22 protein-coding genes are annotated in these 26,328 nt (G+C 72.5%); 12 read left to right on the top strand and 10 right to left on the bottom strand.

Going from position 1 to position 26,328, the window contains the following annotated elements; translation table 11 throughout:
* Positions 1-5: 5 nt before the first annotated feature.
* From ACFZDL_RS32970 to ACFZDL_RS32995, 6 genes are all read right to left on the bottom strand, one after another.
* Positions 6-1,217, bottom strand: a complete 1,212-nt coding sequence (locus ACFZDL_RS32970; protein ID WP_353590288.1) for an aspartate transaminase — start codon at positions 1,215-1,217, stop codon at positions 6-8.
* Positions 1,217-1,960: an SDR family oxidoreductase gene (locus ACFZDL_RS32975; RefSeq protein WP_353590287.1), complete on the bottom strand. Its 744-nt coding sequence runs from the start codon at positions 1,958-1,960 to the stop codon at positions 1,217-1,219. The genes ACFZDL_RS32970 and ACFZDL_RS32975 overlap by 1 nt, the downstream gene beginning before the upstream one ends.
* 62 nt (positions 1,961-2,022) lie before the next feature.
* Positions 2,023-3,339: an MFS transporter gene (locus tag ACFZDL_RS32980; RefSeq protein ID WP_353590286.1), complete on the bottom strand. Its 1,317-nt coding sequence runs from the start codon at positions 3,337-3,339 to the stop codon at positions 2,023-2,025.
* 113 nt (positions 3,340-3,452) lie between these two features.
* Complete coding sequence (locus ACFZDL_RS32985) at positions 3,453-4,454, bottom strand: allophanate hydrolase (RefSeq protein ID WP_353590285.1); 1,002 nt, start codon at positions 4,452-4,454, stop codon at positions 3,453-3,455.
* A complete protein-coding gene (locus ACFZDL_RS32990) occupies positions 4,447-5,160 on the bottom strand; it encodes a carboxyltransferase domain-containing protein (RefSeq protein WP_391193208.1) in 714 nt (237 codons plus the stop codon). Before ACFZDL_RS32990 ends, ACFZDL_RS32985 begins: the two co-directional genes overlap by 8 nt.
* A gap of 1 nt (position 5,161) precedes the next feature.
* The gene (locus ACFZDL_RS32995) at positions 5,162-5,977 is read right to left on the bottom strand and encodes a 5-oxoprolinase subunit PxpA (RefSeq protein ID WP_353590283.1); all 816 of its coding nucleotides are present in this window, start codon (positions 5,975-5,977) and stop codon (positions 5,162-5,164) included.
* 197 nt (positions 5,978-6,174) lie between these two features.
* On the opposite strand from ACFZDL_RS32995, the gene nac reads away from it, so the two are divergent.
* The 3 genes from nac to gdhA all read left to right on the top strand — a co-directional run bounded on the left by nac (position 6,175) and on the right by gdhA (position 9,592).
* Complete coding sequence (gene nac, locus ACFZDL_RS33000) at positions 6,175-7,074, top strand: nitrogen assimilation transcriptional regulator NAC (RefSeq protein ID WP_353590282.1); 900 nt, start codon at positions 6,175-6,177, stop codon at positions 7,072-7,074.
* A 130-nt stretch (positions 7,075-7,204) separates the two neighbouring features.
* Complete coding sequence (locus ACFZDL_RS33005) at positions 7,205-8,224, top strand: D-glycerate dehydrogenase (RefSeq protein WP_353590281.1); 1,020 nt, start codon at positions 7,205-7,207, stop codon at positions 8,222-8,224.
* A 24-nt stretch (positions 8,225-8,248) separates the two neighbouring features.
* The gene (gene gdhA / locus ACFZDL_RS33010; RefSeq protein ID WP_353590280.1) at positions 8,249-9,592 is read left to right on the top strand and encodes an NADP-specific glutamate dehydrogenase; all 1,344 of its coding nucleotides are present in this window, start codon (positions 8,249-8,251) and stop codon (positions 9,590-9,592) included.
* A gap of 16 nt (positions 9,593-9,608) precedes the next feature.
* On the opposite strand, the gene ACFZDL_RS33015 is transcribed toward gdhA, so the two are convergent.
* The gene (locus ACFZDL_RS33015; RefSeq protein WP_353590279.1) at positions 9,609-13,343 is read right to left on the bottom strand and encodes a hypothetical protein; all 3,735 of its coding nucleotides are present in this window, start codon (positions 13,341-13,343) and stop codon (positions 9,609-9,611) included.
* 177 nt (positions 13,344-13,520) lie between these two features.
* Here ACFZDL_RS33015 and ACFZDL_RS33020 point away from each other — a divergent pair, with 177 nt between their 5' ends.
* Positions 13,521-14,324 (top strand): hypothetical protein, encoded by an 804-nt coding sequence (locus ACFZDL_RS33020; RefSeq protein ID WP_353590278.1) that lies wholly within the window; start codon positions 13,521-13,523, stop codon positions 14,322-14,324.
* A gap of 35 nt (positions 14,325-14,359) precedes the next feature.
* Here the strand turns inward: ACFZDL_RS33020 and ACFZDL_RS33025 are convergent, their stop codons facing one another.
* Both ACFZDL_RS33025 and ACFZDL_RS33030 read right to left on the bottom strand, forming a co-directional pair.
* Positions 14,360-15,553 (bottom strand): PP2C family protein-serine/threonine phosphatase, encoded by a 1,194-nt coding sequence (locus tag ACFZDL_RS33025; RefSeq protein ID WP_353590277.1) that lies wholly within the window; start codon positions 15,551-15,553, stop codon positions 14,360-14,362.
* Positions 15,554-15,686: 133 nt separating this feature from the next.
* Positions 15,687-16,490 carry an IclR family transcriptional regulator C-terminal domain-containing protein gene (locus ACFZDL_RS33030; protein WP_353590276.1) on the bottom strand — a complete coding sequence of 268 codons (804 nt, stop codon included), beginning with the start codon at positions 16,488-16,490 and terminating at the stop codon, positions 15,687-15,689.
* Between the two features lie 230 nt (positions 16,491-16,720).
* Here ACFZDL_RS33030 and ACFZDL_RS33035 point away from each other — a divergent pair, with 230 nt between their 5' ends.
* The 8 genes from ACFZDL_RS33035 (at position 16,721) to ACFZDL_RS33070 (ending at position 24,894) form a co-directional block, all read left to right on the top strand.
* On the top strand, positions 16,721-17,323 hold the full coding sequence (locus ACFZDL_RS33035; protein WP_353590275.1) for a cupin domain-containing protein: 603 nt from the start codon (positions 16,721-16,723) through the stop codon (positions 17,321-17,323).
* A 3-nt stretch (positions 17,324-17,326) separates the two neighbouring features.
* On the top strand, positions 17,327-18,502 hold the full coding sequence (locus tag ACFZDL_RS33040) for an ABC transporter substrate-binding protein (protein ID WP_353590274.1): 1,176 nt from the start codon (positions 17,327-17,329) through the stop codon (positions 18,500-18,502).
* A complete protein-coding gene (locus ACFZDL_RS33045; protein WP_353590273.1) occupies positions 18,499-19,428 on the top strand; it encodes an ABC transporter permease in 930 nt (309 codons plus the stop codon). The genes ACFZDL_RS33040 and ACFZDL_RS33045 overlap by 4 nt, the downstream gene beginning before the upstream one ends.
* Positions 19,425-20,207 carry an ABC transporter permease gene (locus ACFZDL_RS33050; RefSeq protein ID WP_353590272.1) on the top strand — a complete coding sequence of 261 codons (783 nt, stop codon included), beginning with the start codon at positions 19,425-19,427 and terminating at the stop codon, positions 20,205-20,207. Before ACFZDL_RS33045 ends, ACFZDL_RS33050 begins: the two co-directional genes overlap by 4 nt.
* Entirely contained in the window at positions 20,197-21,336 is a 1,140-nt protein-coding gene (locus tag ACFZDL_RS33055; RefSeq protein ID WP_353590270.1) for an ABC transporter ATP-binding protein, read from the top strand. The genes ACFZDL_RS33050 and ACFZDL_RS33055 overlap by 11 nt, the downstream gene beginning before the upstream one ends.
* A 22-nt stretch (positions 21,337-21,358) precedes the next feature.
* Entirely contained in the window at positions 21,359-22,744 is a 1,386-nt protein-coding gene (locus tag ACFZDL_RS33060; RefSeq protein ID WP_353590269.1) for an FAD-binding oxidoreductase, read from the top strand.
* Between the two features lie 181 nt (positions 22,745-22,925).
* The gene (locus ACFZDL_RS33065; RefSeq protein ID WP_353590268.1) at positions 22,926-23,312 is read left to right on the top strand and encodes a DUF4267 domain-containing protein; all 387 of its coding nucleotides are present in this window, start codon (positions 22,926-22,928) and stop codon (positions 23,310-23,312) included.
* Positions 23,313-23,640: 328 nt separating this feature from the next.
* Positions 23,641-24,894, top strand: a complete 1,254-nt coding sequence (locus ACFZDL_RS33070) for a cytochrome P450 (protein ID WP_353590462.1) — start codon at positions 23,641-23,643, stop codon at positions 24,892-24,894.
* A gap of 34 nt (positions 24,895-24,928) precedes the next feature.
* Here the strand turns inward: ACFZDL_RS33070 and ACFZDL_RS33075 are convergent, their stop codons facing one another.
* Positions 24,929-26,323 (bottom strand): deoxyribodipyrimidine photo-lyase, encoded by a 1,395-nt coding sequence (locus ACFZDL_RS33075; RefSeq protein WP_353590267.1) that lies wholly within the window; start codon positions 26,321-26,323, stop codon positions 24,929-24,931.
* Between the last annotated feature and the right edge of the window lie 5 nt (positions 26,324-26,328).

The raw sequence follows: 26,328 nt of genomic DNA on the forward strand, positions 1-26,328 counted from the left end.
TCCGTTCAGGACAGGGCGGCGCAGGCGCGGCCGATGCGCTCGCAGGCTTCGGTGAGGACGTCGTCGCTGGTCGCGAAGGAGACGCGGAAGTACCCCGGAGATCCGTACGCGGCGCCGTGGATCACCGCCACGTGCTGCGACTCCAGCAGGTAGGCCGCGAAGTCCTCGTCGGTGCGGATCTCGTCGCCGGACGGGGTCCGGCTGCCGAGGTGGGCCGCGCAGTTGACGAAGGCGTAGAAGCCACCGCTGGGCGGGGTGCAGGACAGGCCCGGGATGTCACCCAGCAGCTTGGTCGTCAGGTCTCTGCGCGCGCGGTACACGGCGACGGTCCGGCGTACGAACTCCTGGTCGCCGGTGAGCGCGGCGGCGGCCGCCGCCTGGCTGACGGACGACGGGCAGGAGGAGATCTGCGACTGCAGGGTGTTGATGGCCGTGACGAGTTCGGCGGAGCCCGCGCCGTAGCCGATCCGCCAGCCGGTCATCGCATAGGCCTTGGAGACGCCGTTGGTGAGGAAGACCCGGTCGGTCAGCCGTGGTTCCACGGCGGCCAGGCTGGTGGCCCGGCCCGGCTCGTACCAGATCTCGTCGTAGATCTCGTCGGTGAGCACCTGCACCTGGGGGTGGGCGAGGAGTACGTCGGCGAGCGCGCGCAGTTCGCCCGCGCTGTAGGCGGCACCCGTCGGATTGCCCGGGGAGTTGAGGACGACCCAGCGGGTCCGGGCGGTGATCGCGGATTCCAGCCGCTGGGGGGTCAGCTTGAACCCGTCGGTCTCCGGGCAGGGGACGATCACCGGGGTGCCGTCGTTGGCGAGCACCATGTCCGGATAGGACACCCAGTACGGGGCGGGGATGACGACCTCGTCGCCGGCGTCCAGGGTGGCCGCCAGCGCGAGGAAGATGATCTGCTTCGCGCCGCCGCCCACGGTGATGCGGTCGGCGGCGTAGCGCAGCCCGTGCCGCCGCTCGAATGTGTCCGCGATGGCGGCCCGCAGCCGCGGGGTTCCGTTGACCGGGGTGTATTTGGTGTCGCCCTGCCGGATCGCCGCGATCGCCGCGTCCTTGACGTGGTCGGGGGTGTCGAAGTCGGGCTCGCCCACGGTGAGGTCGAGGATGTCGCGGCCCTGGGCCTTGAGTTCGCGTACGCGCTGGGCGGCCGCGGTGCTGGGCGAGGGTTTGACGCGGGCCACGCGCTGTGCGACGCGCTGTGCCGTGCGCATCAGTCGGCCCGCCTCTCGAAGGTGAGTCCGCCCGGCACCTGGAACGTCGGCAGGATCTCCAGGTGGCTGACGTTCACATGGCGGGGCGAGGCGATGGCGAACTCGATCGCGTCGGCGATGTCCTCCGGCTTCAGCGATTCGTAGCCGTCGTAGTACCGGCGCCGGGCCTCTTCCATGTCGCCGAGGAGCCGGCCGAAGATCTCGGTCTCCACCCGGCCGGGGCAGATCTCGGTGATGCGGACGCGGCGCCCGTATCCGTCGACGCGGAGCTGGCGGGAGAGGGTGTGCACGGCCGATTTCGTGGCGTGGTAGATGGTGTTCCCGCCGAAGTTGTAGACGGCGGCGATCGAGCTGATGTTGACGATGTGCCCGAGGTCGCGTTCGACCATCCCCGGCATGATGAGCCGTACCAGGTGCAGCACCGCCTGGATGTTGACCGCGATCTGCTCGTCGACGGCGAACTCGTCGGCGGTGAGGATGTTCCCGGGGCGCGAGACCCCGGCGTTGTTGACGAGGACGTCCACCTCGATGCCGCTCAGCAGCGCGGTGAGCGCGGCGGTGTCGGTGATGTCGACGGCGTGCGGTACGCAGCCCGTGCGCCGGGCCAGGTCGTCGAGCCGGCCGGCGTCGCGGGCGACGGCGTGGACCGTGAGGCCCTGCTTCGCCAGTCGCTCGACGACGACCGCGCCGATTCCGGTGGACGCACCCGTCACCAGGGCGGTCCTGTAGTCGGAGAAGGGCATGGGGATGTGCTCCTCGGGGAGAGGTGGGTGGTTCTGGTCGGTGCCGGTCGCCCGGAGGGGGCCTACGCGTCGCGCAGCGGCAGATGCGCCCTGTCCTGCACCCGCGAGACGGCGATGAGCGTGCCGAGGGCGGTGACGACCGCGTAGAACGCCGGCATGTTGACGTTGCCGGTGCGGCTGATGAGGTAGGTCATCAGCAGGGGCGCGGTGCCGCCGAAGAGGGCGGAGGAGATGTTGTAGCCCAGGCCGTACGCCGAGTAGCGCAGCCGGGTGGGGAAGAGTTCGACGAGCAGGATGTGGATGACGCCCGTGTGGCCGGCGAAGATGACCGCCATGGCGCAGGCGCCCAGAATGGCGAGCGCCACGTTGCCGGTCCCGATGAGCAGGTAACACGGAATCCCGGCGACCGCCATGGCCGCCGCGGCGCCCGCGAGGACCTTCTTGCGCCCGATCCGGTCGGACAGCGCGCCCATGAAGGGGATGGCGACGGAGATCGCCACCAGGCTGGTCGCGGTGACGAGCAGGCCCTGCACCTTGGTGAAGTGGAGCTCGGTGTTCATGAACGTCGGCATGTAGCTGAACAGCACGTAGTAGCCGGACCCGTTCATCAGCGGGATGAACAGGGCCAGGAGCATCGCGCGCCGGTGCTCGGCGGAGGAGAACGCCTCCTTGAGCGGGTTCTTCGACAGGCCGCCCTCTTCCTTCAGGCGCGTGAAGTTCGGCGTGTCGCTGATCCGCTTGCGGATGTAGATACCGGTGATGCCCAGCGGGATGGCCAGCAGGAACGGGATTCGCCAGCCGTAGGACTCCATGCGCTCGGCGCCGAGGCCGCTGGTCATTCCGGCGGCGATCAGCGTTCCGGTGAGCAGGGAGAGGAAGGAGGCGATCTGGGCGTAGCTGGTGTAGAGGCCGCGCTTGCCCTCGGGGGCGTGCTCGGCCAGGAAGCTCATCGCACCGGACGCCTCGCCGCCGACCGAGAAGCCCTGCAGCACGCGCAACAGGATGAGCAGGGCGGGAGCCGCGATGCCGATGCTCGCGTACGTCGGCAGGAGGCCGATCGCCGCGGTCGCGACGCTGATCAGCAGGATGACGAAGACGAGCATGCGCTGCCGTCCGATGCGGTCACCGAGGTGGCCGCAGATGACGGCGCCGAGGGGGCGGAAGAAGAAGGAGACGGCGTAGCCCAGGAAGACGAGCTGTACCTGGACGGCGTGGGCCGCGTCCGGGAAGAAGACGGCGCCCAGAGTGCCCGCCATGAAGCCGAAGATGCCGTTGTCGTAGAGCTCGGCGAAGATGCCGACGCAGCCCGCGAGGGTGACCTTCCGCGCGGTTCTCGGGTCGACGACGTGGGGTGCCGGTTGAGCGGCCACGGTAGTCATGGCTGTCTCCTTTTTACAGGCAGATGCACGGGCAGAGGGGGACGGGGTGCTGCGGGGACCGGGCGCTGCGGGCGGGTGCGGGGGGTTCTGCCGGCGGACGGGGGCAGGGAGGCTCAGGGGGCGGGGGTGGGAGCAGGGGTGGGAGCGGGGATGCGCAGGGCGTCGAAGACCGTGCGCACACGGGTTCGCAGGGCGTGGACGGCGTGGCGCTGGGACCGGTGGGCGGCCACCGCGTCGGCGACCGTCCGGCGCCGGAACCGTACGGTCTGGCCGGGCCTGACCTGCCCCAGGGCCGACAGGCCGGTCGCGGTCACCACCGCCAGCACCGGGTAGCCGGCGGTGACGCCCCGGCCGCGGTGCAGGACCAGCAGTTCGTCGCCCGCGGGCACCTCGACGGCGCCGACCGGCACTCCCCGGGAGAGCACCTCGCCGCGCGCCACCCGCCGCGGTACGTCGCCGGTCATGCGCAGCCCGATGTGGTTGCTCCGCGGGCTCACGGTGAACTCCGACCGCAACAGCCGGCCGGCGGAGTCGCCGAACTCCTCCAGGTCGGGGCCGTCGGTCACATCGATCGTCCAGGATTCGCCGAAGCGCGGTACGGGTGCGCCCATACGGAACAGCGGGATGCGGAAGACCGGGTGGTCGACGGGCGGGCAGCGCGTCCGTACGGCCAGTTCGTCGCCGTCGCGCAGCGAGCGCCCGAACCCGAGGACGGTGTCGGGGGCGCAGCTGCCGAGCAGGGACGGAGCCTCCACCGAGCCGAGCACCGCGAGGTAGACCCGGATACCGGACCGGATGCGGGTGACGCCGATCGTCTCGCCGGCCCGCACCGGGACGGGCTCCCACTGCGGTCGCGGGACGCCCCCCACCGTCACGTCGGCGGGGGCGCCGGTGACCGCGATGAGCACATCGGTCCGCGGGGTGGCGCTGAAGTCCAGGGCGGTGATCTCGATCAGCGGCGCGCCCTCGTCGTTGCCGGCCAGCACATTGGCGACGCGGGCGGAGTGCTGGTCGAGCGCGCCGTTGACCGGCAGGCCGTAGCGGGAGTGCCCGAACCGCCCGAGGTCCTGGACCACCGAGATCCCCGCCCGGTGGACGGTCAGGGTGTCAGCCATGGGCCGCCGCCAGGGGCGCGCCGGCGTGGTCGTCCCACTGCTCGGGGGAGATCGGCACGAACCGGAAGGCGTCGCCGGGCCGGTACGGGGTCAGCGGCTCGGCGTCGAGGTCGAGCACGCGCAGCGGGGTGCGTCCCAGCAGCGGCCAGCCGCCGGGGGAGCGCATCGGGCAGATCACGGCCTGCCGGCCGGCCACCGCTATCGAGCCGGGCGGGACGCTGGTCCGCGGCGAGGCCAGCCGGGGGACCGGCCGCGGGAACGCCGGGCCGTCCGTCATCGGGGCGCCCGCCGGCGCGCCGAAGCAGCGGACCGTCAGCGGCGCGCCGGAGTGCAGCTCCACCACCTCCCGCTCGGACAGCCCCAGCTGTTCGGCGACGACGGGCAGATCGGGGCCGTGCTCGCCCCCGTACACCACGGGGACCACGAACGTCCTGGCCGCCGGCGCCCGGACCAAGCCCGCGCCGAGCCGGTCGGCCTCGTGCCGCAGGGCACGCCGGACCGTCTCGTGGTCGGTGCGCAGAGCGTCGAACTCGACGAGCAGCGAGTCGTAGGTGGGCACGATGCCGTACACCCCGCCGGGCCGGGCCGCCTCGATCGCGTCGGCCAGGGCGTGGACGGTCCGCCAGGCCCGGTCACGGCCTAGGCCCGCGGCCTTGACCACGACGGCCGAATCGCCGCAGTCCGCGATCACGACGCCGCCGTCCATGTCAGGCGCGCCCATCGGCGAGCTGGGCCGCTGCCCGGCCGGCCCTGGCGTCCAGCACCTCGGTCAGCGGTGCGATCCGCACCCCCGCGGCGAGCAGTTCCTCCCGGACGCGGTGCGCGAGCGCGATGGCCCCGGGGGTGTCGCCGTGCAGCAGCACGGTGTCGCAGGCGACGGGGATGTCGCGGCCGCCGACACCGCGCACCACGCCCTCGGTCACCATCCGGACCGTCCGCGCGGCGATCTCCCCCTCGTCGTGGAGCACCGCGCCCGGCTCGCCCCTCGGCACCAGCGTGCCGTCGTCGCGGTAGGCCCGGTCGGCGATCCCGACGATGCCGACCCGCAGGCCGCGGGCGCGCGCGGCCTCGGCGAGCGCTCCGTCCTGCGCCAGGACGATCAAGGACCCGTCCAAGGAGGCGACGGCGTCGGCCACCGCCGCCGCGTAGTCCTGCCGGACCGCGACCAGGTTGCCGAGGCGGCCGTGCGGCGCGACATGCCGGACACGGGTGCCGTGCGCGGCCGCGAAGGCCTGGAGCGCGCCGATCTGGTAGAGCGTGTCGGTGCGGACCTCGTCCGGCGTCAGGTCCATCGCGCGGCGGCCGAATCCGGCCAGATCGGGAAAGCTGGGGTGGGCGCCCACGGCGACGCCGCGCTCGGCGCAGTGCCGGACCGTGGCGTCCATGATTCTCGGGTCGCCGGCATGGAATCCGCACGCGATATTCGCCGAAGTGAGCACGGACAACAGCGCCTCGTCGTCGCCCATGGTGTACGCACCGAATCCCTCGCCGAGGTCGGCCACGAGATCGACCGTATTCATCATGACGTCCTCCGAATAATTGAGGAAAGCGACTTTCGGGAATCGGTGTTTGGGTGAACGTAATACCGGCGACACGAAGCGGCAAATACACGTTGTATGTGACGTGATCGCCGCTGGGTATGACCCGGCGGCGTACGCACCGGCGTCCCGGCCGCCCGGCGACGCCTACCATGAGGCTCCGCCCAGCTGGAGGCTCGCCCATGGACACCAGGCGTCTCTACTCGTTCGTGAAGATCGTGGATGCCGGGAGCATCACGCGCGCGGCCGACATCCTGCACATCGCACAGCCCGCGCTCAGCCAGCAGCTCTCCATGCTGGAGGCGCAGTTCAAACAGCAGTTGCTGATCCGCAGCAAACGTGGGGTGGCGCCGACCGAGGCGGGCCGCGCGCTGTACCGGCACGCGCAGCTCGTCCTGCGCCAGGTCGAACTCGCCCACGCGGCGGTCGACGTGTCCGGCCGGGCGCCGGCCGGCAGCGTCTCCGTGGGCCTGGCCCCGTACAGCATGGGCGCGGCGCTCGCGCTGCCGCTGCTGCGGAGCGTGCGCGAGCGCTATCCCGACATCCTGCTGCACATCAACGAGAACTTCGGCGGCGTCATCAGCGAGGCCATCATGACCGGCCGCATGGACATGGCCTTCATCTACGGGGCCGGCCCGCTGCGGGGCGTGCAGTTCGAGCCGCTGCGCACCGAGGACCTGTACCTGATCGCCGCGCCGGGCGGCGCGGCCCCGGCGTCCCGGGGCGAGGACGTCTCCCTCGAGGAGCTGGCGGATGTGGGCCTGCTGCTGCCCAGCCGCATCCACACCATCCGCCAGGTCGTCGAGGCCGCGTTCCAGCAGGCCTCGCTGCAGCCGAGGGTGGTGGGCGAGATCGAGTCGGTGCTGACGCTGGTCAGCGCCGTGGGCGCCGACCTCGGGGCGACGGTGCTGCCCTGGTCGGCGGCGCGCGCCATCCTCGACGTACGGAACCTGGTGGTGCGCCGGATAGTGAACCCGACCATTCAGGTCAAACTGTCCCTGTGTACCTCCGACCACCAGCCGCTGTCGGAACCCGCCCATGCCGTGCACGACCTGTTTCATGAACTGATCGCGGCTGCCTGATCAGGTCCGGGTATTCCGACCGCCGATCGCGTCACGCAAAACATCTATTGGTTGCCGAACCGCACGCTGACTAACGTTTTTCCGTATATCGAAAAACGCTGTAACCGCGGTACAAGCACTGGAGAAATAGATGAAGCAGCGTGTGCTCGTCACCCGTGCCGGCCTTCCCGGCGGGGGCCTTGCCCGCTTGGCGTCCCGGGCGGAGGTGGTGTGCCCGGCCGGGGCGGACAAGCCCGGCCCGGCGGAACTGGCCGAACGGGCCGAGGGCGCGGCCGCGATCCTGGCCCTGGGCAACGACCGGGTGGACGCCGCCCTGCTGGACGCGGCCGGGCCCGCGCTGCGCGTCGTCGCGCTGGCGAGCATGGGGTACGACGCGGTCGACCGGGAAGCGGCGGCGGCGCGCGGCGTCGTGGTCACCCACACCCCGGGCGTGCTCGCCGAGACCACCGCCGACCTCGCCTTCGCCCTGATCCTCATGGCCCGCAGGCGGCTCGGCGCCGCCCGCGACGCGCTGGCCGCCGGGCGGTGGGACCTGTTCCGGATGGATGACTACCTGGGCCTGGATGTGCACGGCTCCACGCTCGGCCTGATCGGCTACGGCCAGATCGGGCAGGCTGTGGCCAGGCGTGCCCGGGGATTCGGCATGCGGCTGCTGCACCACGACCCGTACGCGGCCGCATCCGGGGCCGCGTACGCGTCCGGGGCCGGGACCGGTCCGGAATCCCGGGCCGTGGACCTGCCCACCCTCCTCGCCGAGGCCGACGTGGTCTCGCTGCACGTCCCGCTCACCCCGCAGACCCGCCATCTCATCGGCGCGGCGGAACTGGCCTCCATGAAGTCCACTGCCACACTGGTCAACACCTCACGCGGGGGCATCGTCGACGAAGATGCCCTGCTCCAGGCCGTACGGGACCGTGCCATCCACTCGGCGGCCCTGGACGTCTTCGCACGCGAGCCCATGGGGGCCGAGCTGTCACCGCTGGTCGGCGAAGCCCATGTGATCACGCTCCCGCACATCGGTTCGGCCACCGAGGCCACCCGTGCCGCCATGGTGGACCTCGCGGTGGACAACGTCCTGGAGGTACTCGGCGGGCGGCCGGCGCGCACTCCGCTGCCGGGCAGTTCCCCCGTCCCCGGCACACGCGATTGACAGAGAGGACAGAAAGGCCACCCCATGGACGTCACCGCCCGTATCGAGTCCGTGTACGCGCAGATCGTGCGCCGCAACCCCGGGGAAGCGGAGTTCCACCAGGCCGCGGGCGAGGTGCTGCACACCCTCGCGCCCGTGCTCCGCGCGCATCCGGACCATCTCGACGCCCGGATCGTGGAGCGGCTGTGCGAACCGGAACGGCAGATCGTCTTCCGGGTGCCCTGGGTCGACGACCTGGGGGACATCCACGTCAACCGGGGCTTCCGGGTGGAGTTCAACAGCGCCCTCGGCCCCTACAAGGGAGGCTTGCGCTTCCACCCCAGCGTCAACCTGGGCATCGTCAAGTTCCTCGGCTTCGAACAGATCTTCAAGAACGCGCTGACCGGGCTCGCGATCGGCGGTGGCAAGGGCGGCGCGGACTTCGATCCCAAGGGGCGCTCGGACGGCGAGGTCATGCGCTTCTGCCAGTCCTTCATGACCGAACTCCACCGCCACATCGGCGAACACACCGATGTGCCGGCCGGGGACATCGGGGTGGGCGGGCGCGAGATCGGCTATCTGTTCGGCCAGTACAAGCGGTTGACCAACCGCTTCGAGGCGGGCGTGCTGACCGGCAAGGGGGTCGGCTGGGGCGGCTCGCACGCGCGCACCGAGGCCACCGGATACGGCACCGTCCACTTCGCGCAGGAGATGCTGCGCACCCGCGGCCGCCAGTTCGACGGCTGCGATGTGGTGGTCTCCGGCTCCGGCAATGTGGCCGTCTACGCCATCGAGAAGGTGCACGCCCTCGGCGGCCGGGTGGTGGCCTGCTCCGACTCCTCCGGCTATGTGGTCGACCGGGGCGGGATCGACCTGGACCTGCTCAAGGAGGTCAAGGAGGTCCGCCGGGCGCGGCTCGGCGACTACGCCCGGGCCAGGCCCGGTGCGGTGTTCTCCGACCGGGGCTCGGTGTTCGAGGTGGAGTGCGACATCGCCCTGCCCTGCGCCACCCAGAACGAACTGACCGAGGAGCACGCCGTCGCGCTGGTGAAGAACGGCGTACTGGCCGTGGCCGAGGGCGCGAACATGCCCTGCACCCCGGCGGCCGTCGAGGCACTGCGGGAGGCCGGGGTGCTCTTCGGCCCCGGCAAGGCCGCCAACGCCGGCGGAGTGGCCACCTCCGCGCTGGAGATGCGGCAGAACGCCGCCCGCGACCGGTGGACCTTCGAGGAGACCGAGGCCCGGCTCGCCGCCGTCATGACCGACGTCCACGCGCTGTGCCGGGCCACGGCCGAGGAGTACGGGGCGCCCGAGGACTACGTCCTGGGCGCGAACGTCGCCGGGTATCTGCGGGTGGCGGAGGCCATGGCCGCCCAGGGCGTGGTCTGATTCCGACGCCGGACCCTCACGCCGGGCACACCCGGCCGGACGGCTGGTCCGGCAGATGGGCCGAGCGCTCCCGCCGGGTGAGGTCCCGGTGGACGGCCTCGCAGATGCCGCTGACGGCCTCCTGGGGACCGGGCAGGAAGACGTCCCACAGCCGGGCCGTGCCGTCCAGACTGCCCGTGGCGAGCGTTCGGCCGTCGCGGCTGAACGCCACCACCTTCACGGTGCCGGTGTGGCCGGTGAGGGCGGCCCTCAGCCGGCTCCCGGCCACGTCCCACACGCGCACGCCGCCCTCGTAGCTGCCGACGGCGAGAGAGCGCCCGTCCGTGCTGAAGGCGACGGACGTGGCCGCGTCGACGTGTCCGGTCAAGGTCGCGCGGTGGTCGCCGTCCGCCGTGTCCCACAGCCGGGCCGTGCCGTCGGAATCCCCGGTGGCGAGCGTCCGGCCGTCCGGGCTGAACGCCACCGCTCCGGTGCCGCTGGTGTCGAGGGTGATCCGGGGCCTGCCCCTCTTCAGGTCCCACAACCGGACCCGGTCGGCCGTCCGGATGCCGCTGATGGCCAGGGTCCGGCTGTCCGGGCTGAACGCCAGCGCGTTGACCCCGAGCCTGGACGCCGCGAGCGTGGTCCGTACCCGGCCCGAGGCCGTGTCCCACACCTGTACGTCCTCCGCCTCGTCGCTTCCGACGGCCAGCATGCGGCCGTCCGGGCTGAACGCCAGCACGTCGACGTTGTGGCGGATGTGGTTGGTGTACCGCTCGATGGTCCTGCCGGAACGCAGATCGTGGAACCGCACGCGCCCGTCGCTGGTTCCGACGGCCAGGGTCCGGCCGTCCGGGGCGAAGGCCACCGATTCGGCGTCGCCCGAGCCGCCGCTGACGGGCACCGTGCGGGACTCGCCGGTCCTCGTGTTCCACAGGCGGGCCGGTCCGCCGCGGTCCGTGGTGGCCAGGGTGCGTCCGTCGGGGCTGAGCGATGCCGCCCATACGCCGTCCGTGTGGCCACCGAAGCTGAGCCGGGTCTTGCCCCTGGCCAGGTCCCACAGCCGCACCGTGCGGTCGCGGCCACCGGTGGCCAGCGCGCGGCCGTCCGGGCTGAAGGCGATGGACAGCACGTAGTCGGCGTGGCCGGTGAGGGTGGCCCGGACCCGGCCGGTGGAGGTGTCCCAGAGCCGGACGGTCTGCCGTCCGTCGCTGGTGGCGAGGGTGCGGCCGTCGGGGCTGAGCGCGCCCGCCCAGATCCGCCCGGTGTGGTCGCGGAAGGTCCTGCGGGTGGTGCCCTCGGCCACGTCCCACAGGCGCGCCGTTCCGTCGTAGCTGCTGGTGGCCAGGGTGCGGCCGTCCGCACTGAACGCGACCAGACCGACGACGCGGGTGTGCCCGGCGAGCGTGTGACGGGTCCGGCCGGTGGCCGGATTCCACAGCCGCACCGTCCCGTCGCCGCTGCCGCCGGCGAGCGTACGGCCGTCGGGGCTGAACGCCAGCGACCTGATGTTCCCGGCCTCGCCGGTGAGGGTGGTGCGCCGGCGCCCGGCGGCGGCGTCCCACAGGCGTACGGTGTCGTCGAAGCTGCCGGCGCTCGCCAGCGTGCGGCCGTCGGGGCTGAACGCCAGGGCCTCCACCCGGCCGGTGTGACCGGTCAGGGTGGACCGCGGCTCGCCGGTGGCCGCCTCCCACAACCGCACCCTGCCGTCCTCGCCGCCCGTGGCCACCGTGCGGCCGTCGGGGCTGAACGCCAGCGCGTCCACCCGGCCGGCGCGGCGCGTCAGGGTGGACCGCGGCTCGCCGGTGGCCGCCTCCCACAACCGCACCCTGCCGTCCTCACCGGCCGTGGCCAGCGTGCGGCGGTCGGGGCTGAAGGCCACGGAGGTCACCACGCCGGTGTGGCCCGTCAGCCGTTTCCGCAGCGGCAGCGCGGCGGCCGCGTACAAGCCGGCGGTCGATTCCTCGGTCTTCCGGGTCCGGTAGGCCTGGACCGCCAGCAAGGAGGCCAGGTCCGGATCGCTGTCCAGCAAGGCCGCGGACTGGGCGGCCAGTTGCCGCGACTGTGCCACCTGTTGTGCGGCCACCGCTCTGTCCTGTGCGGTGAGGGCCGTGTTCCGCTGCCAGAAGGCGACGCCGGCGGCCACCAGGGCGAGACACAGCGCCACACAGACCGCGGTCAGGACCTGGCGCAGCCGGCGCCGCTCCTTGCGCAGACCCGCGCGGCTCTCGGCGAGGAAGGCGTCCTCGACCGGGATGAGGTCCGCGGCCCGCTCGGGCGGGCCGAACGCCTCGTCCGCCTCCGCCAGCCGTACGCCCCGGTAGAGCGCCCCGGGGTCCCGGCCAAGACGCTCCCAGGCGGTGGCGGCCTCGGTCAGCTGACGGTGGACGCGCAGCCGGCGGCGGTCCTCGTCGATCCAGTCGCGCAGCCGGGGCCAGGCGGTGATCAGGGCCTCGTGTGCGAGGTTCACCACCTCGTCGTCGAGGGTGATCAGGCGCGCGCGGGCCAGTCGCTCCAGCACCGCGGCCGCCTCGCCGGGCCCGCCGGCCCAAAGTTCGGCGCGGTCCGCCGGGCGGCGGGTGTCGGGCGCGCCCTCGCCGGGGGTGACCAGCCGCAGCAGAATCCGCCGGGCGGCGCGCGCCTGGTCGGGCGGCAGCCGGGTGTAGAGGTCCTCGGCGGTCTGGGCGACGGCTCCGTGGATGCCGCCGGTGGCCTCGTACGCGGCCATGGTCAGCGCGCGTCCGCGGCGGCGGCGCCAGGTCTCCAGCAGGACGTGGGACAGCAGCGGCAGCCCGCCGGGCTCGTCGGCGACCTCCTCGACGAGCCGCGCGGTCAGGGTGCGCTCGACGATCAGACCCTCGGCGGCGGCCGGTCGGACGATGGCCTCGCGCAGCTCCTCCGGGGTCATCGGGGCCACCAGCAGCGTGGCGTCCCGCAGCGCGTCCGCGAGCGCGCGGTGTCCGGCGCAGTGGCCGAAGAAGTCCGCGCGGACGGCGATCACGACCCGTAAGCGGCGCTCGGGGTCGCGGGCGGACAGCAGCAGGTCGAGGAAGTCCGCCCGCTCGGCCGGGTCCTGGCACAGGGTGAAGGTCTCCTCGAACTGGTCGACCACCACCACCGTGTCGCCGTCGCCCTCGGCCGGGGCGAGGAGGTGCGCATGGCTGCGGGCGGGGTGCGGCCCCGGGGTGAGGATGCGCAGGGCGGCGGGCCGCCCCTCCCCGGCCCGAGCCGCCGGCCGCCCCTTCCCGGCCCGAGCCGCCGTCCGCCCGTCCCCCGCCGGTCCTCCGTCCCCCGCCCGCAGGGCCGGGATGAGCCCGGCGCGCAGCAGCGAGGACTTCCCGCTGCCGGAGGCGCCGACCACGGCCGCGAACCGCCGCGCCCGGACCAGCGCGACCAGGTCCCCGGTGAGCCGGTCGCGGCCGAAGAACCGCTCCCGGTCCTCCGGCTGGAAGCGCCGCAGCCCGGGATACGGCGGGACGGCGTCGTCGTCCTCGGGCGGCTCGGCCAGCAGCTGGTCCGTGACCTGCTGCCAGCGCCGCTCCCACTCCGCGCGGTCCCCGCCGCACGCGGTCACATACGCCAGGGCGACCGGCAGCGAGGGAAGCCGGTCGCCGGAGGCCGCCTGGGCCAGGGTCGCCGTGGAGTACTCCGTCCTGCGCGCCATCGCCCGATAGGTCAACCCGCCCGCGCTCTGCCGCAAGGCCCGCAGCTCATGGGCGAACCGCTCCACCGGCCCGGCACTCGGATCCAGCGGGCTCTCCCGACGCCCCATCTGCTGCCCCTCCCCCGTCGTCGCCTGGGTCCAACTTAATTGTCCAGCGCGGCGAATGGGGCCTGCCAGACAACGTCAGGACCGCAAAACTCGAGGTCAGACGGGGTCGCACCGGCCGGACAACGCGGCGGGACCGCGCACCTCGTCCATCCATCGCGAACGAGGGGAAACAAGCACATGCACACGAAGATGCGACTGGTGGGCGCCGCTGTGGCGGGGGCGGTTCTGCTCCCGGTCGGCGCATCGTCGACGGCCTTCGGCCAGTCGGCGCCAGCGGGGGCGCCGGCCGCTCGGGGCTGTGTCTCGAAGTCGGCCGACGACGTCAAGGCACAGACCCAGCAGGTCACCGCGCTCATCCAGAAGCTGCACAGCCAGGGTCTCTCGCAGGAGCGGATCGACGCGAAGCTGGCCGCGGACTACTGCCTGGACCGGGCGGACGGGGGCGGTTCGGAGCTCAGCACGCTGAGCAACCCGGACCAGGAGATCAAGCTCTCGAAGCCGATCATCTACAAGGCCAGTGGGAAGGACCGCTACATCGCCGCGGCCGGCTGGAAGTGGAAGAAGATCCCCTCCAACACCAAGGGCTACGACGCGTTCGCCATCAGCTTCAGCAAGAAGGTCACCCCCCTTGCGCACTCTCTTGTCTACCAGGGCAATGGGAGGGTCTACGGCAAGAAGAAGATGGACCAGGCGGAGAAGTCCGGCGCCTCTGGAGCCGGGTTCCTCTTCAACGAGGGCCCGCACGTGACCAGGACCGACATGCAGGGGTACCAGGGCCTCATGGGTATCTCCTTCAAGGCCAGCCGGAGCGGCTGCTGGAACCTCCAGGCGTTCTCCAAGTACGGCCACTCCTGGAAGTCCCAGAGCGCGATCGGCATAAGCCTCGGGCTCACGAGCATCGGCTTCACCTGGGAGAACAACAGCAACAAGTGGACCCAGGCCCCCCAGCCCAGCAAAGAGGTGAGGGTGTGCCGCCGCTAGTGGCGGCCTAGGCGGCCGACCCGACGACGAACGCTTCAGGTCGCGTTCGTCGTCGGGTCGGCGGCCACGGGCGCGGCGTCGGCGGCCGGGCCCGCGGCGGCCGGCTTGCGGAGCAGCAGCAGCGCCGCGTCGTCGTGGAGCCGGCCGCCGACGTGTGCCAGCAGGTCGGCGTGGAGGGCAGCCAGGGTGCGGGACGGCTCGTCGCAGGCGTGCCGGGCCACCCGCTCGGCGAGCGGGTAGAACGCCCGGCCGCCGTCGCGCGCCTCGGTGACCCCGTCGGTGTACAGCAGCAGCTGGTCGCCGTCGGCGAAGGGCAGCACCTGCAGGCTCGGGCGGCGGATGACGAGGGTGCGCAGGCCCAGCGGCGGGGCCGGGTGGATCGGCTCGACGGCCGTGACGGCCGTACGGTTGACCAGCAGCGGAGGGGCGTGGCCGCAGTTGACGACCTCCATCCGGCCCGGCTGCGGGTATCCGGCGATCACGGCGGTGACGAAGTCGTCGGAGCCGAGGTTGCGGGCCAGGCTGCGCTCGATCCGTTCGACGACGTCCAGCAGGTCGGGCTCGTCGTACGCGGCCTCGCGGAAGACGCCCAGCACCAGCGCGGTGGTGCCGACCGCGGGCAGCCCCTTGCCGCGCACATCGCCGACGATCAGCCGGACGCCGTACGGGGTGGGCACCAGCGCGTACAGGTCGCCGCCGATCCGGGCCTCCGCGGCGGCGGCGCTGTAGCGCACGGCCACCTGGAACGGGCCGACCGTCGCGGGCACCGGCCGCAGCAGCGCGTTCTGGGCGGTCTCGGCGACCGAGCGGACGGCCGCCAGCACCCGCTCGCGGCGCCCGCGCAACAGGCTGGCCAGCGCGCTCGCCAGGGTGACGGCGGCCAGCGCGGCCAGCGTGACCGCCAGCTGGCGGACCGGCTCACCGGTCTGGGTGCCGAGGACCGCGCCCAGCCCCGTGGCGAGGATGCCGATGCGCAGCACGCCCCAGGGCCGGCAGGTGGCGGCGGCCAGGGCGGGGCCCACGGCGAGCAGCGGAAGCCAGCTCATCCCGGCGTCGCCGAGCAGGACGAGCAGCGCGACCAGGGAGGTGGTCACCGCGGTCACCACGACCGCGATGTACGCCCCGCAGCGGGACTGGTCCAGGGAAGCGACCAGGGATGCGGGGTCCGGCCGCCGGGTGGGCTGCCGTTGGGGCCGATGGCCATGGTGATGGTCTCGGGCCTGGCTCATATCTCGGGTCTGAACTCTCTCCGCTCGTGGCAGACACGCACACCTGGATGTCCGCGATGCCCGTGATGTCCGTATCCCTAGACAACAGCAGGCCGGGCGGTGCCACAAGAGGCCGCATTTCAGATAGTGAATTTCAGACGGTGAGCGAAAGACCCCTGGTCACACGCTTTCCCGCCGGGATCAGCCGGTCCTGGATCTCCCCCAGGCGCGAGGACGCGAGGAGCGAGGCCCCGACGCGCGAGGACCCCAGGCGCGAGGACGGGGCCACCTGCAGCGAGACCCCGAGCGAGCCGATCGTCTCCCCGCTGTAGACGGGCACCGCGAGACAGACCGTGCCGAGCGCGTACTCCTCGCGGTCGAGGACGGGCACGCCGGCCGGGGCGGTGTCGAGCCACCTGAGCAGTACGTCCGGGCGGGTGATGGTCCGGGGGGTGAGATCGGTCGGCGGGTGCCGGGACAGATAGTCCTGGCGGGACTCGGCGTCCAGCTCGCGCAGCACGCATTTGCCCAGGGCGGTGGCGTGTCCCGCGTCCTCGAACCCCACCCAGAGGTCGCCCCGCGGCGCCCGCGGGCTGTCGACGATGTCGGCGACCCTGATCTCGCCGTCCTCGTAGAAGGTCAGATACGCGGCGACCGCCAGGTCGTCCCGCAGCGCGGTGAGCGTGGGGCGCACGCGGGTCAGCAGCGTCTGGTCGCGGCTTCCGGTGCTCAGGGCGTCGACCTTCTCCCCGATGACGAAACCGCCGTCGCCGAGCTTGCGCGCGTACCCGTCGTGACACAGCGTGCGCAGAAGGTGGTAGGTGGTGGCCAGGGGCAGCCCCACCTCGCGTGCGAGCTGTTTCGCCGGCGCGCCGCCCTCGTGCGCGCCGACGGCCTCCAGCAGGCGGAGGGCCCGCTGCACGGATGTGATGAGCGTGGGGGCCGCCTGGGCGCTCATGACTCCAGCTTGCGCCGGGTGCGCGGGGCAGGCAAGGCCCGGCGGCGGCCGCCCGCGCCCCGATCATCCCGATGCCCGCTTCGTCCGTCGCAACTACGGCTGCTTCACGGTTACTTCACACATTCGCGGGTTTGTTAAGTATCCCTTGTCGTGCCCCTTGGCGCGTGTCATCGTGCTTTCCACTCACTCTCCGTCGATCACTTCCGCTTCCCACCCCGCCCGGAGCTCAAGTGTCCGCCGAACCGAAATCCGCCCCCGAACCGCCCGCCGAGCGTCCCGAGTCGGACGTCGGCAGACGGGTGCACGCGTTCCGGCGCCTGCGCCGGATGTCGCTGCGCGCCCTCGCGGAGCGCAGCGACGTCAGCGGGAGCTTCCTCAGCCAGCTCGAGCGCGGGCGCAGCAGCGCCTCCATCTCGACGCTGGCGCGCATCGCCTCCGCCCTCGGCATCACCATGGCCGAGCTGTTCGACACCTCGGCCATCGGCCCCACGCCCCTGCGCGCCCAGGACCGGCCGGTGCTCGACTGGGTCGGCGGCGGGCGCAAGACCTCGCTCACCCGAGAGCCGCTGTCCGGGTTCGGGGTGTACGAGGCCGAGTTCGCGCCGGGGGGCTCGACCGGGGACGAGCAGTACAGCCACCCCGGGTGGCACGAGGTGGTCGTGGTGCTGACCAACCAGGTGACCGTGGAGCTCGACACCGAGCGCTTCGTACTCGGCGAGGGAGACAGCCTGGACTTCGACTCCAGGCAGCCGCACCGCATCGTCAACGAGACCGATGCCCTGTCCGTCGTCCACTGGGTGCTGGGCCCCATACAGCCCGGCGACAAGGAGTAGCAGATGTCCCCCCGATCCCCACTCTCCGGAGCCTCCCCCCGCACCCGGACGTCCCGCTCCGCCCGGACCCGGCGGCCCGCGCTGGCCGGGACCGCCCTCGCGACCGTCGGTGTGCTGCTCACGGCCGGCTGCGCCCAGGGGGGACCCGGCAAGGACGCGGACTCGGCCGATCTCGTCGGCCAGCCGGCCGGCACGGTCAAGAAGGACGCGCTCAAGGGTGTCCGGATGACCTATGTGTCCTACGGCGGGGGTATGCAGGACGGCCAGGAGGGCGCGTTCGTCAAACCGTTCGCCAAGGACTCCGGCGCCGATGTGCTCACCGACGGCCCCACCGACCCCGCCAAGGTCAAGGCGCAGGTGAACTCCAAGAACGTGCTGTGGGACGTGGTGGACACCACCCCGTGGGACGCCGCGGCCAACTGCGAGACGCTGTACCAGAAGCTGGACTACAAGATCATCAACACCAGCCAGCTGCCGGACCAGACGCCCGAGTCCCCCTGTATGGTCCCCTCGCTGATCTACGGGTACGGCCTGTACTACAACGCGGACAAATACGGGGACAACCCGCCCACGACCTGGGCGGACTTCTTCGACACCGAGAAGTTCCCGGGCAAGCGGGCCGTCGACGGCCGCCCGACCCCCACCCCGGGCATCTTCGAGGCCGCCCTGCTGGCCGACGGCGTGGGCCCGAGCAAGCTGTATCCGCTGGACACCAAGCGGGCGCTGCGCAAATGGGACGGCATCAAGTCCGACCTCACGTACTGGAAGACCGGCGCCCAGCAGACCCAGATCGTGCAGTCCGGCGAGGCGGACATGGTGATGGCCTGGAGCGGCCGCATCTACGAGGCCAATGCGAACGGCGCGAACTTCCGCCCGGTGTGGAACAACAGCTTCATCCTGTACGACGTGTTCGCCGTGCCGAAGGGCTCGAAGAACACCAAGGCCGCGATGGGCCTGATCAACTACGCGCTCGGCGCGCAGCAGCAGACCAGGCAGTCGGAGTACACCAGCTACGCGCCGGTCAACGTCAACTCCAAGCCCGCGCTGTCCCCGCAGGCCCAGAAGCTCGACCCGACGCAGGAGAAGGTGCTCAACCAGTCCATCACCCCGGACTTCACCTACTGGGGACAGAACCGGGACAAGCTGTCCACGGCCTGGACCGACTGGCTGAACCGATGACAGCGCTCTCCCCCGGTACCACGCCCGGCCCCGCCGACCGGCAGGCCGGGCCCGCCCGGGGCCGCTCCGCCGCCACGGAGCGGGCCCCGGGCTCCCGGCGCTGGCTGCTGCTCGGTCCGACGGTGCTGCTGGTGCTGGCCGGCTTCGGCTACCCGGTCGCCACGATCGTGGTGCGCAGCGTCACCCAGCCGGAGCCGGGGCTGCAGAACTTCTCCTGGCTGCTGCACGACGCCACCTCGCTCGAGGTGCTGGGCCGCACCCTGGCCGTCGCCGCCGTGGCCACGCTGATCACCCTGGTGCTCGGCTATCCGTACGCGTATCTGATGACGGTGTGCGGACCGGCGCTGCGCGGGCTGCTGATGCTGGCCGTGCTGATGCCGTTCTGGACCAGCCTGATGGTGCGCGTGTTCGCCTGGGTGATCATCCTGCAGGACCACGGCGTGCTCAACACCGTCCTCGACGCCCTGGGCCTGGGCAGGACGCGGCTGCTCGGGACCACCACGGGCGTGCTGATCGGCATGTGCCAGATCCTGATGCCGTTCATGGTGCTGCCGCTGTTCAACGCGATGCGCTCGATCGACCGGCGGGTGGTGCAGGCCGGAATGATCTGCGGCGCACCGCCCTGGAAGGCGTTCTGGCGGGTCTTCGTCCCGCTGTCGCTGCCCGGGGTGTTCGCCGGGTCGCTGATGGTGTTCATCCTCTCGCTCGGCTTCTACATCACCCCCGCCGTCCTCGGCTCGCCCCGCCAGGAGCTGCTGCCCAACGCGCTGTACACGCAGATCAGCGAGTTGCTGAACTGGGGCCGCGGCGGGGCGCTCGCGGTGGCGCTGCTGCTCACCGCCGGCGTGCTGCTCGCGGTGACCGCCTGGGTGTCCAAGCGGGTGACCGGTAAGTCGGCCCAGGTCACGGGAGGTCTGGAGCTGTGAGCAGGCGCATCCCCCTGAAGATCTTCGGCGCGCTGGTCGCGCTGTGGCTGGTCGCCCCGACCCTGGTGGTGATCCCGCTCAGCTTCACCGGACAGCGCTCGCTGGCCTTTCCGCCCGAGCGCTGGTCCCTGCGGTGGTACGAGACCTTCTTCTCGGACAGCCGCTGGGTGGCCGATCTGCTGAACTCGCTGCAGATCGCCGCCCTCGTCGGGGTGGTGGCCACGGTGGCGGGCACGGCCGCGAGCTACGCCCTGACCCGCGGCCGGTTCCGGGGCCGCGGGGCTGCGGGCGCGCTGCTGATCGCCCCGATGCTGGTGCCCACGGTCGTCTTCGCGGTGGGCGTCTACGCCCTGTTCCTGGAGCTGCGGCTGGTGGGGACGTTCACCGGGTTCCTGATCGCGCACACCGTGCTGGCCCTGCCGTTCGTGATCATCCCGGTGTCCTCGGTGCTGTCGCGGTTCGACACCACCCTGGAGCGCGCGGCGGCGATCTGCGGGGCGAGCCGGGGGCGCGCCTTCGTCAGCGTCACCCTGCCGGTGATCGCGCCCGGTCTGCTGTCCGGGTTCATGTTCGCCTTCGTGACCTCCTTCGACGAGGTCGTGGTGTCCATGTTCATCTCCAGCCCCTATCTGGAGACCCTGCCGGTGCGGATGTACAGCAGCATCCAGCGCGACGTCGATCCCACCATCGCCGCCGCGGCCACCCTCATCATCTGCTTCACCAGCGCGCTGATCGCGATCGCGCTGCTCGCACAATCCCGGAGGCGACGTGTCAGCTGACCTCAAGCGCGGCGGGGCCGCCGACCTCACGTCGGCCGATCTCACGTCGGCCGACCTCAAGCGCAGCGGGGCCGCCATCGAACTGCGCGGCCTGACCAAGACGTACGGGTCCAGCCGGGCCGTGCGCGGCGTGGATCTGACCATCGAGCCGGGCGAGTTCATGACGTTCCTGGGCCCCAGCGGCTCGGGCAAGACGACCACGCTCAACATGATCGCCGGGTTTGTCCCGCCGACCTCGGGCGACATCCTGGTCGACGCCAAACCGCTGAACTCAGTGCCCCCGCACCGGCGCGAGATGGGCATGGTCTTCCAGGGGTACGCGCTGTTCCCGCACCTGAGCGTGTGGGACAACATCGAGTTCCCGCTGCGGCAGCGGAAGTTGCCGAGGGCCCAGCGCCGCGAGCTGGTGCGCGCGGCGGTGCGGACCGTACAGCTGGAGGGGTTCGAGCGGCGCCGCCCCGCCCAGCTCTCCGGTGGCCAGCAGCAGCGCGTCGCCTTCGCCCGGGCCATCGTCTACCGGCCGCCGGTGCTGCTGATGGACGAGCCGCTGGGCGCGCTGGACAAGAAGCTCCGCGAGGCCCTGCAGGAGGAGATCCGCGAGATCCACCGCAAGGTCGGCACGACCTTCCTCTACGTCACCCACGACCAGGAGGAAGCGCTCACCCTCTCGGACCGCATCGCCGTCTACGACGACGGGCGGATCGTGCAGGTCGGCACGGCCCAGCAGCTGTACGAGCGGCCCGAGTCGCTGTTCGTCGCCCAGTTCCTGGGCGAGTCCACGCTGCTGCGCGGCGTCGTCCACCCCGACGACCCCAAGCGGCTGCACGCGGGCGCGTACGGCATCCCGCTCCCGGACGGGCACGCGGTGCACGGCGACGCCGTGGTGGTGGTCCGCCCCGAGCGGCTGCGGCTGTCGGCCGAGGAGCCGGCCCCGGGCCGGGCCGGGGTGCCGGTCACCGTGCGCGACGAGACCTATCTGGGCCACTCGCGCAAGCTGACCGTCGAACTGCCCGGCGGCTCCACCGGGCTGGTCCGGGAGGGCCCCGGCACCGCCTCCGGGCTGCGCGTCGGCGACACCGGCTTCGCCACCTGGGACCCGGCCGTGGCCGCCGTGGTCCCCGACAAGTGACGTCTCGTTAAGGACAATTGACGTGATCAACGGTCAGGTCTCCTACTGGATGCAGGACACGGCCGACTCCGCACGCCCCGAGCGCCCGCCGCTGGACGGGGACACCACGGTCGACATCTGCGTCGTCGGCGCCGGATACACCGGGCTGTGGACCGCCTACTGGCTGCGCCAGGCGCTGCCCGACGCCTCGATCCTCGTCGTCGAGGCGCGCCACGTGGGCTACGGCGCCTCCGGCCGCAACGGCGGCTGGCTCTCCGGCAAGATGATCGGGCTCTCCCGCCACCTGGCCGAGGGCCCCGGGGGCCGGCAGGCGGTGCTCGAACTGCGGCGCGCGGCGGTCGACGCGTTCGGCGAAATCCTCGGGATCATGGCCGATCACGACGTGGACGTGGACGCCGCGCACGGCGGCTATCTGACCATCGGCCGCACCCCCTCCGAACTGGCCCGGCTCCGGGCGGCCGTGGCCGCCGAGCGCGACTGGGGCATGACCGAGGACGACGTACGCCTGCTGTCCGCGGCCGAGGCGGCGGACCGGATCAGTATCGACGGAGTACTCGGCGCCCTGTACAGCCCGCACAACGTGCGGCTGCACCCCGGGAAGCTGGTCACCGGCCTCGCCTCGGCCGTCGAGGCCGCCGGGGTCCGGATCGCCGAGCGCACCCCGGCGCTGGACATCCGCCCCGGGCAGGTGCGCACCGCCGACGGCACTGTGACCGCCCGCCACATCCTGCGCGCGACCGAGGGGTACACCGCGCGGCTGCCCGGCCGCCGCCGCGACCTGCTGCCCATGAACAGCTCGATGGTCATCACCGAGCCGCTGTCCGAAGCGGACTGGAAGAACATCGGCTGGGCCGGCTGTGAGGCCCTTTCCGGCGCCCAGCACACCTACTTCTACGCCCAGCGCACCGCCGACGGCCGGATCGCCCTGGGCGGCCGCGGCCTCCCGTACCGCTTCGGCTCCCGCGTCGACCGCGACGGCCGGCTCGACCGCTGGACCATCGGCCAGCTGGCGGGGGTCCTGCACGGCCTGTGGCCCGGCGTGCGGTTCGAGCTCGCCCACGCGTGGTGCGGTTCGCTGGGCGTACCGCGCGACTGGTCCCCCTCGGTGGTCTGGGACCCGGCGTCGGGCCTCGGCCACGCCGGGGGCTACGTCGGGCAGGGCGTGACGGCGGCGTATCTGGCCGGCCGCACCCTCGCCGACCTCGTGGCCGGCAAGGACACCCGCTACACCCGCCTGCCCTGGTCGGGCCGGACCTCCCCGCGCTGGGAACCGGAGCCCCTGCGCTGGCTGGGCTCCTACGCGATGTACGGCCTCTACCGGATCGCCGACCTGAGCGAGGGCAGCACCCGCCACGAGCGCACCTCGGCCTTCGCGCGGCTGGCGGACACGGTGTCCGGCCGGCACTGAGCTCTCTGGGCGCGGCCCGGTGACGGGCTGGTACGGCGGAACCTCACCGCTTTCGCGGCGGACGCCCATGAGAGGAATTCTAGCGCCGCTAGACAACGGACCACCGCTCGTCTAGCATTGCTAGAAGATTGAGCGCCGCTCGACATGGGGTCGGCGCCAGGAGACGAAGAGAGCACCCGCCATGCCTACTGCCGCCACCACCGCCGCCACCGTCATCACCTGGGCGATCGCCGTCGGGATCATCCTCATCGGCGCCCGCCTCCTGTGGTCCCCGCGGGCCGCGGCAGACTTCGGAATCCCCGGCACCCGCACCGAGGACCCCACCTTCCGCGCCTGGTTGTCCGTCCTGGCCGTCCGCGACATCGGCTTCGGCGTCTTCATGCTGATCGCGCTGCTCGGCGCGGGCACGCACCTGCACGGCTGGATGATGCTGGCCGGCTCGCTCGTCACGCTCGGAGACGCGACCATCACCAAGCTCAGCGGCGGACCCGCCAAGGCGTACTACGGAGTCCACGGCGGCACCACCGCCGTCATGGCCGCCACCGGCGCCGTCCTGCTGCTGTCCTGACCGCGGCCACCGGCGCGGACCGTGCAGTGACCGTCGGCCCGCGCACGGCGATCTGCCTGCTGCCGTTCCTCGCCGACCGCGCGCCGTAACCACCCCTTCGGCCCGCTGTGCGCGCGGCGGCGGCCCGCCGCCCCCATGCTGAGAAGGCCCCGCCGTCCCACCGCTTGGTGGACCGGCGGCCCGACGCGGGCTGCGCCCGGTCCCCGCCGACGTCCCCGACCCCTCCCTGCCGACCGTGACCCTCAGCGGCTACTCGCCGACCGACCGGCGGATCGTCTTCGCCCCCGCCCGGGCCCAGGGGCCCCGCTCCCCGGAAGGACACTCCGTCATGACGCACGGCACGTATCTGCGGAAGATCACCGACCACGCCAACCGCGCCGACCCCTACCCCCTTTACGCCGAGCTGCGGAAGACGCCCGTGCTGCGGGACGAGGGCGGCCCGTATTTCGTCAGCACGTACTGGGAGATCCACGGCCTGCTGCACGACCCCCGGCTCAGCTCCGACCCCCGCAACCTCGACCCGGAAGCCGCCGCCGCGCTCGCCGTCGCCGACGAGGCGGACGACCCGAGCCTGCCGCCGAGCTTTCTGCGGCTCGACCCGCCCGAGCACGACCGGCTGCGCCGGATCGCGACATACCCCTTCGGACCGCCGCACACCCCGCGGCGAATCCACGACATGCGCGGCGAGCTCGCCCGGATCGTCTCCGACCTCATCGACGGCTTCCAGGACCGGGACCGGGTCGACCTGGTCGACGACTTCGCATACCCCTTCCCGGTGACCGTGATCTGCCGGCTGCTGGGGGTGCCCCGCGCGGACGAGCCGCTCTTCCACGCCTGGACCGACACCCTGCTCACCAGCCTCGACCCCGCCGCGGACGCCGATATCGCCGAGCGGCGCCGGGCCGTCCGGCAGGCCCGTACCGAACTGAGCACGTACATGTCCGAGCTGGTGGAGGAGCGCCGCCGCGCACCGGGCGAGGACATGCTCTCCTCCCTCGTCCACGGCGACGGCCCGGACGGCCGGATGAGCCACGGCGAACTGGTCAGCACCGCCGTGCTGCTGCTGATCGCCGGGCACGAGACGACCGTCAACCTGATCACCAACGGGATGCTGACCCTGCTGCGCCACCAGGACGTCCTCAAGCGGCTGCACGACGACCCGCACCTGGCCGTCCCGCTGGTGGAGGAGGTGCTGCGCTACGAGCCCCCGGTCCAGATGCTGCCGCAGCGCACCCCGCTCACCGACATCGACATCGCGGGCGTCACCATCCCCAAGGGCGCGGCCGTCTGGCTGCTCCTGGCCTCCGGCAACCGCGACCCGCGGCGCTTCCCCGACCCCGACCGGTTCGACCCGGACCGCAAGGACAACCAGCACCTGGGCTTCGGCAGCGGCATCCACATCTGCTACGGCGCGCCGCTGGCCCGGCTGGAGGGGCAGCTCGCGCTGGCCGAGCTCGCCCGCCGGCTGGAGAACCCCCGGCTGCTGGAGGACCCGCCCCCGTACCGCCGGAACGCGGTGCTGCGCGGCCCGCGCCACCTGCCCGTCGGCTTCGACGGCGTACGCGCGGCCCGGGAACCCTGAACGCGGCGCTGGCGAGAGCGGATGCGGACGCGGATCAGCCGCGGCACCGCCTGAAGCGGGCCGCCGCCCCGGCGAGGTCCACGATCGGCTCGGGGTAGGCCAGGGCCGCGCGCTCCGGGCCGGGCAGCCGCCAGGGGCGGTGCACGGCCGGGCCCTGGACGGCGGCGAGTTCGGGCACCCAGCGGCGCACGTAATCCCCTTCGGGGTCGTGGCGCAGCGCCTGGGCCAGCGGGTTGAGAATCCTGCCCGGGCGGGTGTCGGTGCCGGTGCCGGCCACCCACTGCCAGTTGAGCTGGTTGTTCGCGATATCGCCGTCCACCAGCAGCGCGAGGAAGTGCCGGGCCCCGGTGCGCCAGTCGATGTAAAGGGTCTTCGCCAGGAAGCTCGCCGCCAGCAGCCGCGCCCGGCCCGGCATCCAGCCCTCCCGCTCCAGCTGGCGCATCGCCGCGTCCACGACCGGACAGCCGGTCAGCCCCGCGCACCAGGCGGCGACCTCGTCCGCGTCATGGCGCCAGCGGTCGTGCCGCGGGCGGTAGTCGCGGTGGGCGGCGTCCGGGCGCGCGGCCAGGACCTGGTGGTGGAAGTCCCGCCAGGCCAGCTGGCGTACGAAGGCCTCGGCACCCGGCCCGCCCGCTTCCAGCGCCCGGCAGGCCACCTCCACCGGCGACAGACAGCCGAAGTGCAGATAAGGGGAGAGCCGGGAGGTGGCGTCCCCGGCGAGGTCGTCCTGCCGTTCGGCATAGTCCGCCAGCGCGCCCGCCACCCAGAGCCGCAGCCTGCGACGGGCCGCCGTCTCACCCCCGGCGGGCAGATCGGGGGAGGCCGCGCCCGGCGCCAGGGACGCCGCGGTGGGCAGGGCGGCGGAACGGACGGCGGGCACGCGCACCGCGCGCGGCGCGGGGAGCCGGGCGCGCCAGGGCTCGCCGCGCCATCGGCGGTAGTAGGGGGTGAACACCGCGAAGTGATCCTTGCGCCGGCCCGCGCCGGACATCCCGCCGCCGCTGCCCGAGGGGACGAGCACACCGGGCGCGACCACCGTCATCGCGCCGTCGTGCACCCGCAGCTCTCGCCGCTCGTCCGCCAGCGCCGCCCGCAGCCGCTCCTCGCGCCGCGCCGCGTAGCCACTCACCCCGCCCGCCATATGCACCGTCCCGGCCCCGACGCGCGCCGCCACCCGGCAGGTCTCCCGGACCACCTCGCCGCGCCGGACCACCAGCCGTCCGCCGCGCGCCCGCAGCGCCGCGTCGAGATCGGCGAGGCAGTCGGCGAGAAAGGCCGCCCGATTGGGCACGACGAAACCTGCTTCCCGTATCCCGGAATCGACGACGAACAGGGGCACCACGCTCTCCGCCTCCCGCAGCGCGCCGTCCAGCACCGGGTTGTCGTGCACCCGCAGATCCGCGGTGAACAGGGCGATGCTCACGCGCACGGCAC

The sequence above is a fragment of the Streptomyces sp. NPDC007917 genome (assembly GCF_042959105.1).
Classification (GTDB): domain Bacteria; phylum Actinomycetota; class Actinomycetes; order Streptomycetales; family Streptomycetaceae; genus Streptomyces.

What these genes read in the sequence shown, in the direction of transcription:
- ACFZDL_RS33005 (WP_353590281.1), top strand. Translation starts at nt 7,205, where the DNA reads ATGAAGCAGCGTGTGCTCGTCACCCGTGCCGGCCTTCCCGGCGGGGGC.
- nac (WP_353590282.1), top strand. Translation starts at nt 6,175, where the DNA reads ATGGACACCAGGCGTCTCTACTCGTTCGTGAAGATCGTGGATGCCGGG.
- ACFZDL_RS33030 (WP_353590276.1), bottom strand. Translation starts at nt 16,490, where the DNA reads ATGAGCGCCCAGGCGGCCCCCACGCTCATCACATCCGTGCAGCGGGCC.
- gdhA (WP_353590280.1), top strand. Translation starts at nt 8,249, where the DNA reads ATGGACGTCACCGCCCGTATCGAGTCCGTGTACGCGCAGATCGTGCGC.
- ACFZDL_RS33070 (WP_353590462.1), top strand. Translation starts at nt 23,641, where the DNA reads ATGACGCACGGCACGTATCTGCGGAAGATCACCGACCACGCCAACCGC.
- ACFZDL_RS33015 (WP_353590279.1), bottom strand. Translation starts at nt 13,343, where the DNA reads ATGGGGCGTCGGGAGAGCCCGCTGGATCCGAGTGCCGGGCCGGTGGAG.
- ACFZDL_RS33040 (WP_353590274.1), top strand. Translation starts at nt 17,327, where the DNA reads ATGTCCCCCCGATCCCCACTCTCCGGAGCCTCCCCCCGCACCCGGACG.
- ACFZDL_RS32980 (WP_353590286.1), bottom strand. Translation starts at nt 3,339, where the DNA reads ATGACTACCGTGGCCGCTCAACCGGCACCCCACGTCGTCGACCCGAGA.
- ACFZDL_RS33065 (WP_353590268.1), top strand. Translation starts at nt 22,926, where the DNA reads ATGCCTACTGCCGCCACCACCGCCGCCACCGTCATCACCTGGGCGATC.
- ACFZDL_RS32990 (WP_391193208.1), bottom strand. Translation starts at nt 5,160, where the DNA reads ATGGACGGCGGCGTCGTGATCGCGGACTGCGGCGATTCGGCCGTCGTG.
- ACFZDL_RS32985 (WP_353590285.1), bottom strand. Translation starts at nt 4,454, where the DNA reads ATGGCTGACACCCTGACCGTCCACCGGGCGGGGATCTCGGTGGTCCAG.
- ACFZDL_RS33020 (WP_353590278.1), top strand. Translation starts at nt 13,521, where the DNA reads ATGCACACGAAGATGCGACTGGTGGGCGCCGCTGTGGCGGGGGCGGTT.
- ACFZDL_RS32975 (WP_353590287.1), bottom strand. Translation starts at nt 1,960, where the DNA reads ATGCCCTTCTCCGACTACAGGACCGCCCTGGTGACGGGTGCGTCCACC.
- ACFZDL_RS33045 (WP_353590273.1), top strand. Translation starts at nt 18,499, where the DNA reads ATGACAGCGCTCTCCCCCGGTACCACGCCCGGCCCCGCCGACCGGCAG.
- ACFZDL_RS32970 (WP_353590288.1), bottom strand. Translation starts at nt 1,217, where the DNA reads ATGCGCACGGCACAGCGCGTCGCACAGCGCGTGGCCCGCGTCAAACCC.
- ACFZDL_RS33025 (WP_353590277.1), bottom strand. Translation starts at nt 15,553, where the DNA reads ATGAGCCAGGCCCGAGACCATCACCATGGCCATCGGCCCCAACGGCAG.
- ACFZDL_RS32995 (WP_353590283.1), bottom strand. Translation starts at nt 5,977, where the DNA reads ATGATGAATACGGTCGATCTCGTGGCCGACCTCGGCGAGGGATTCGGT.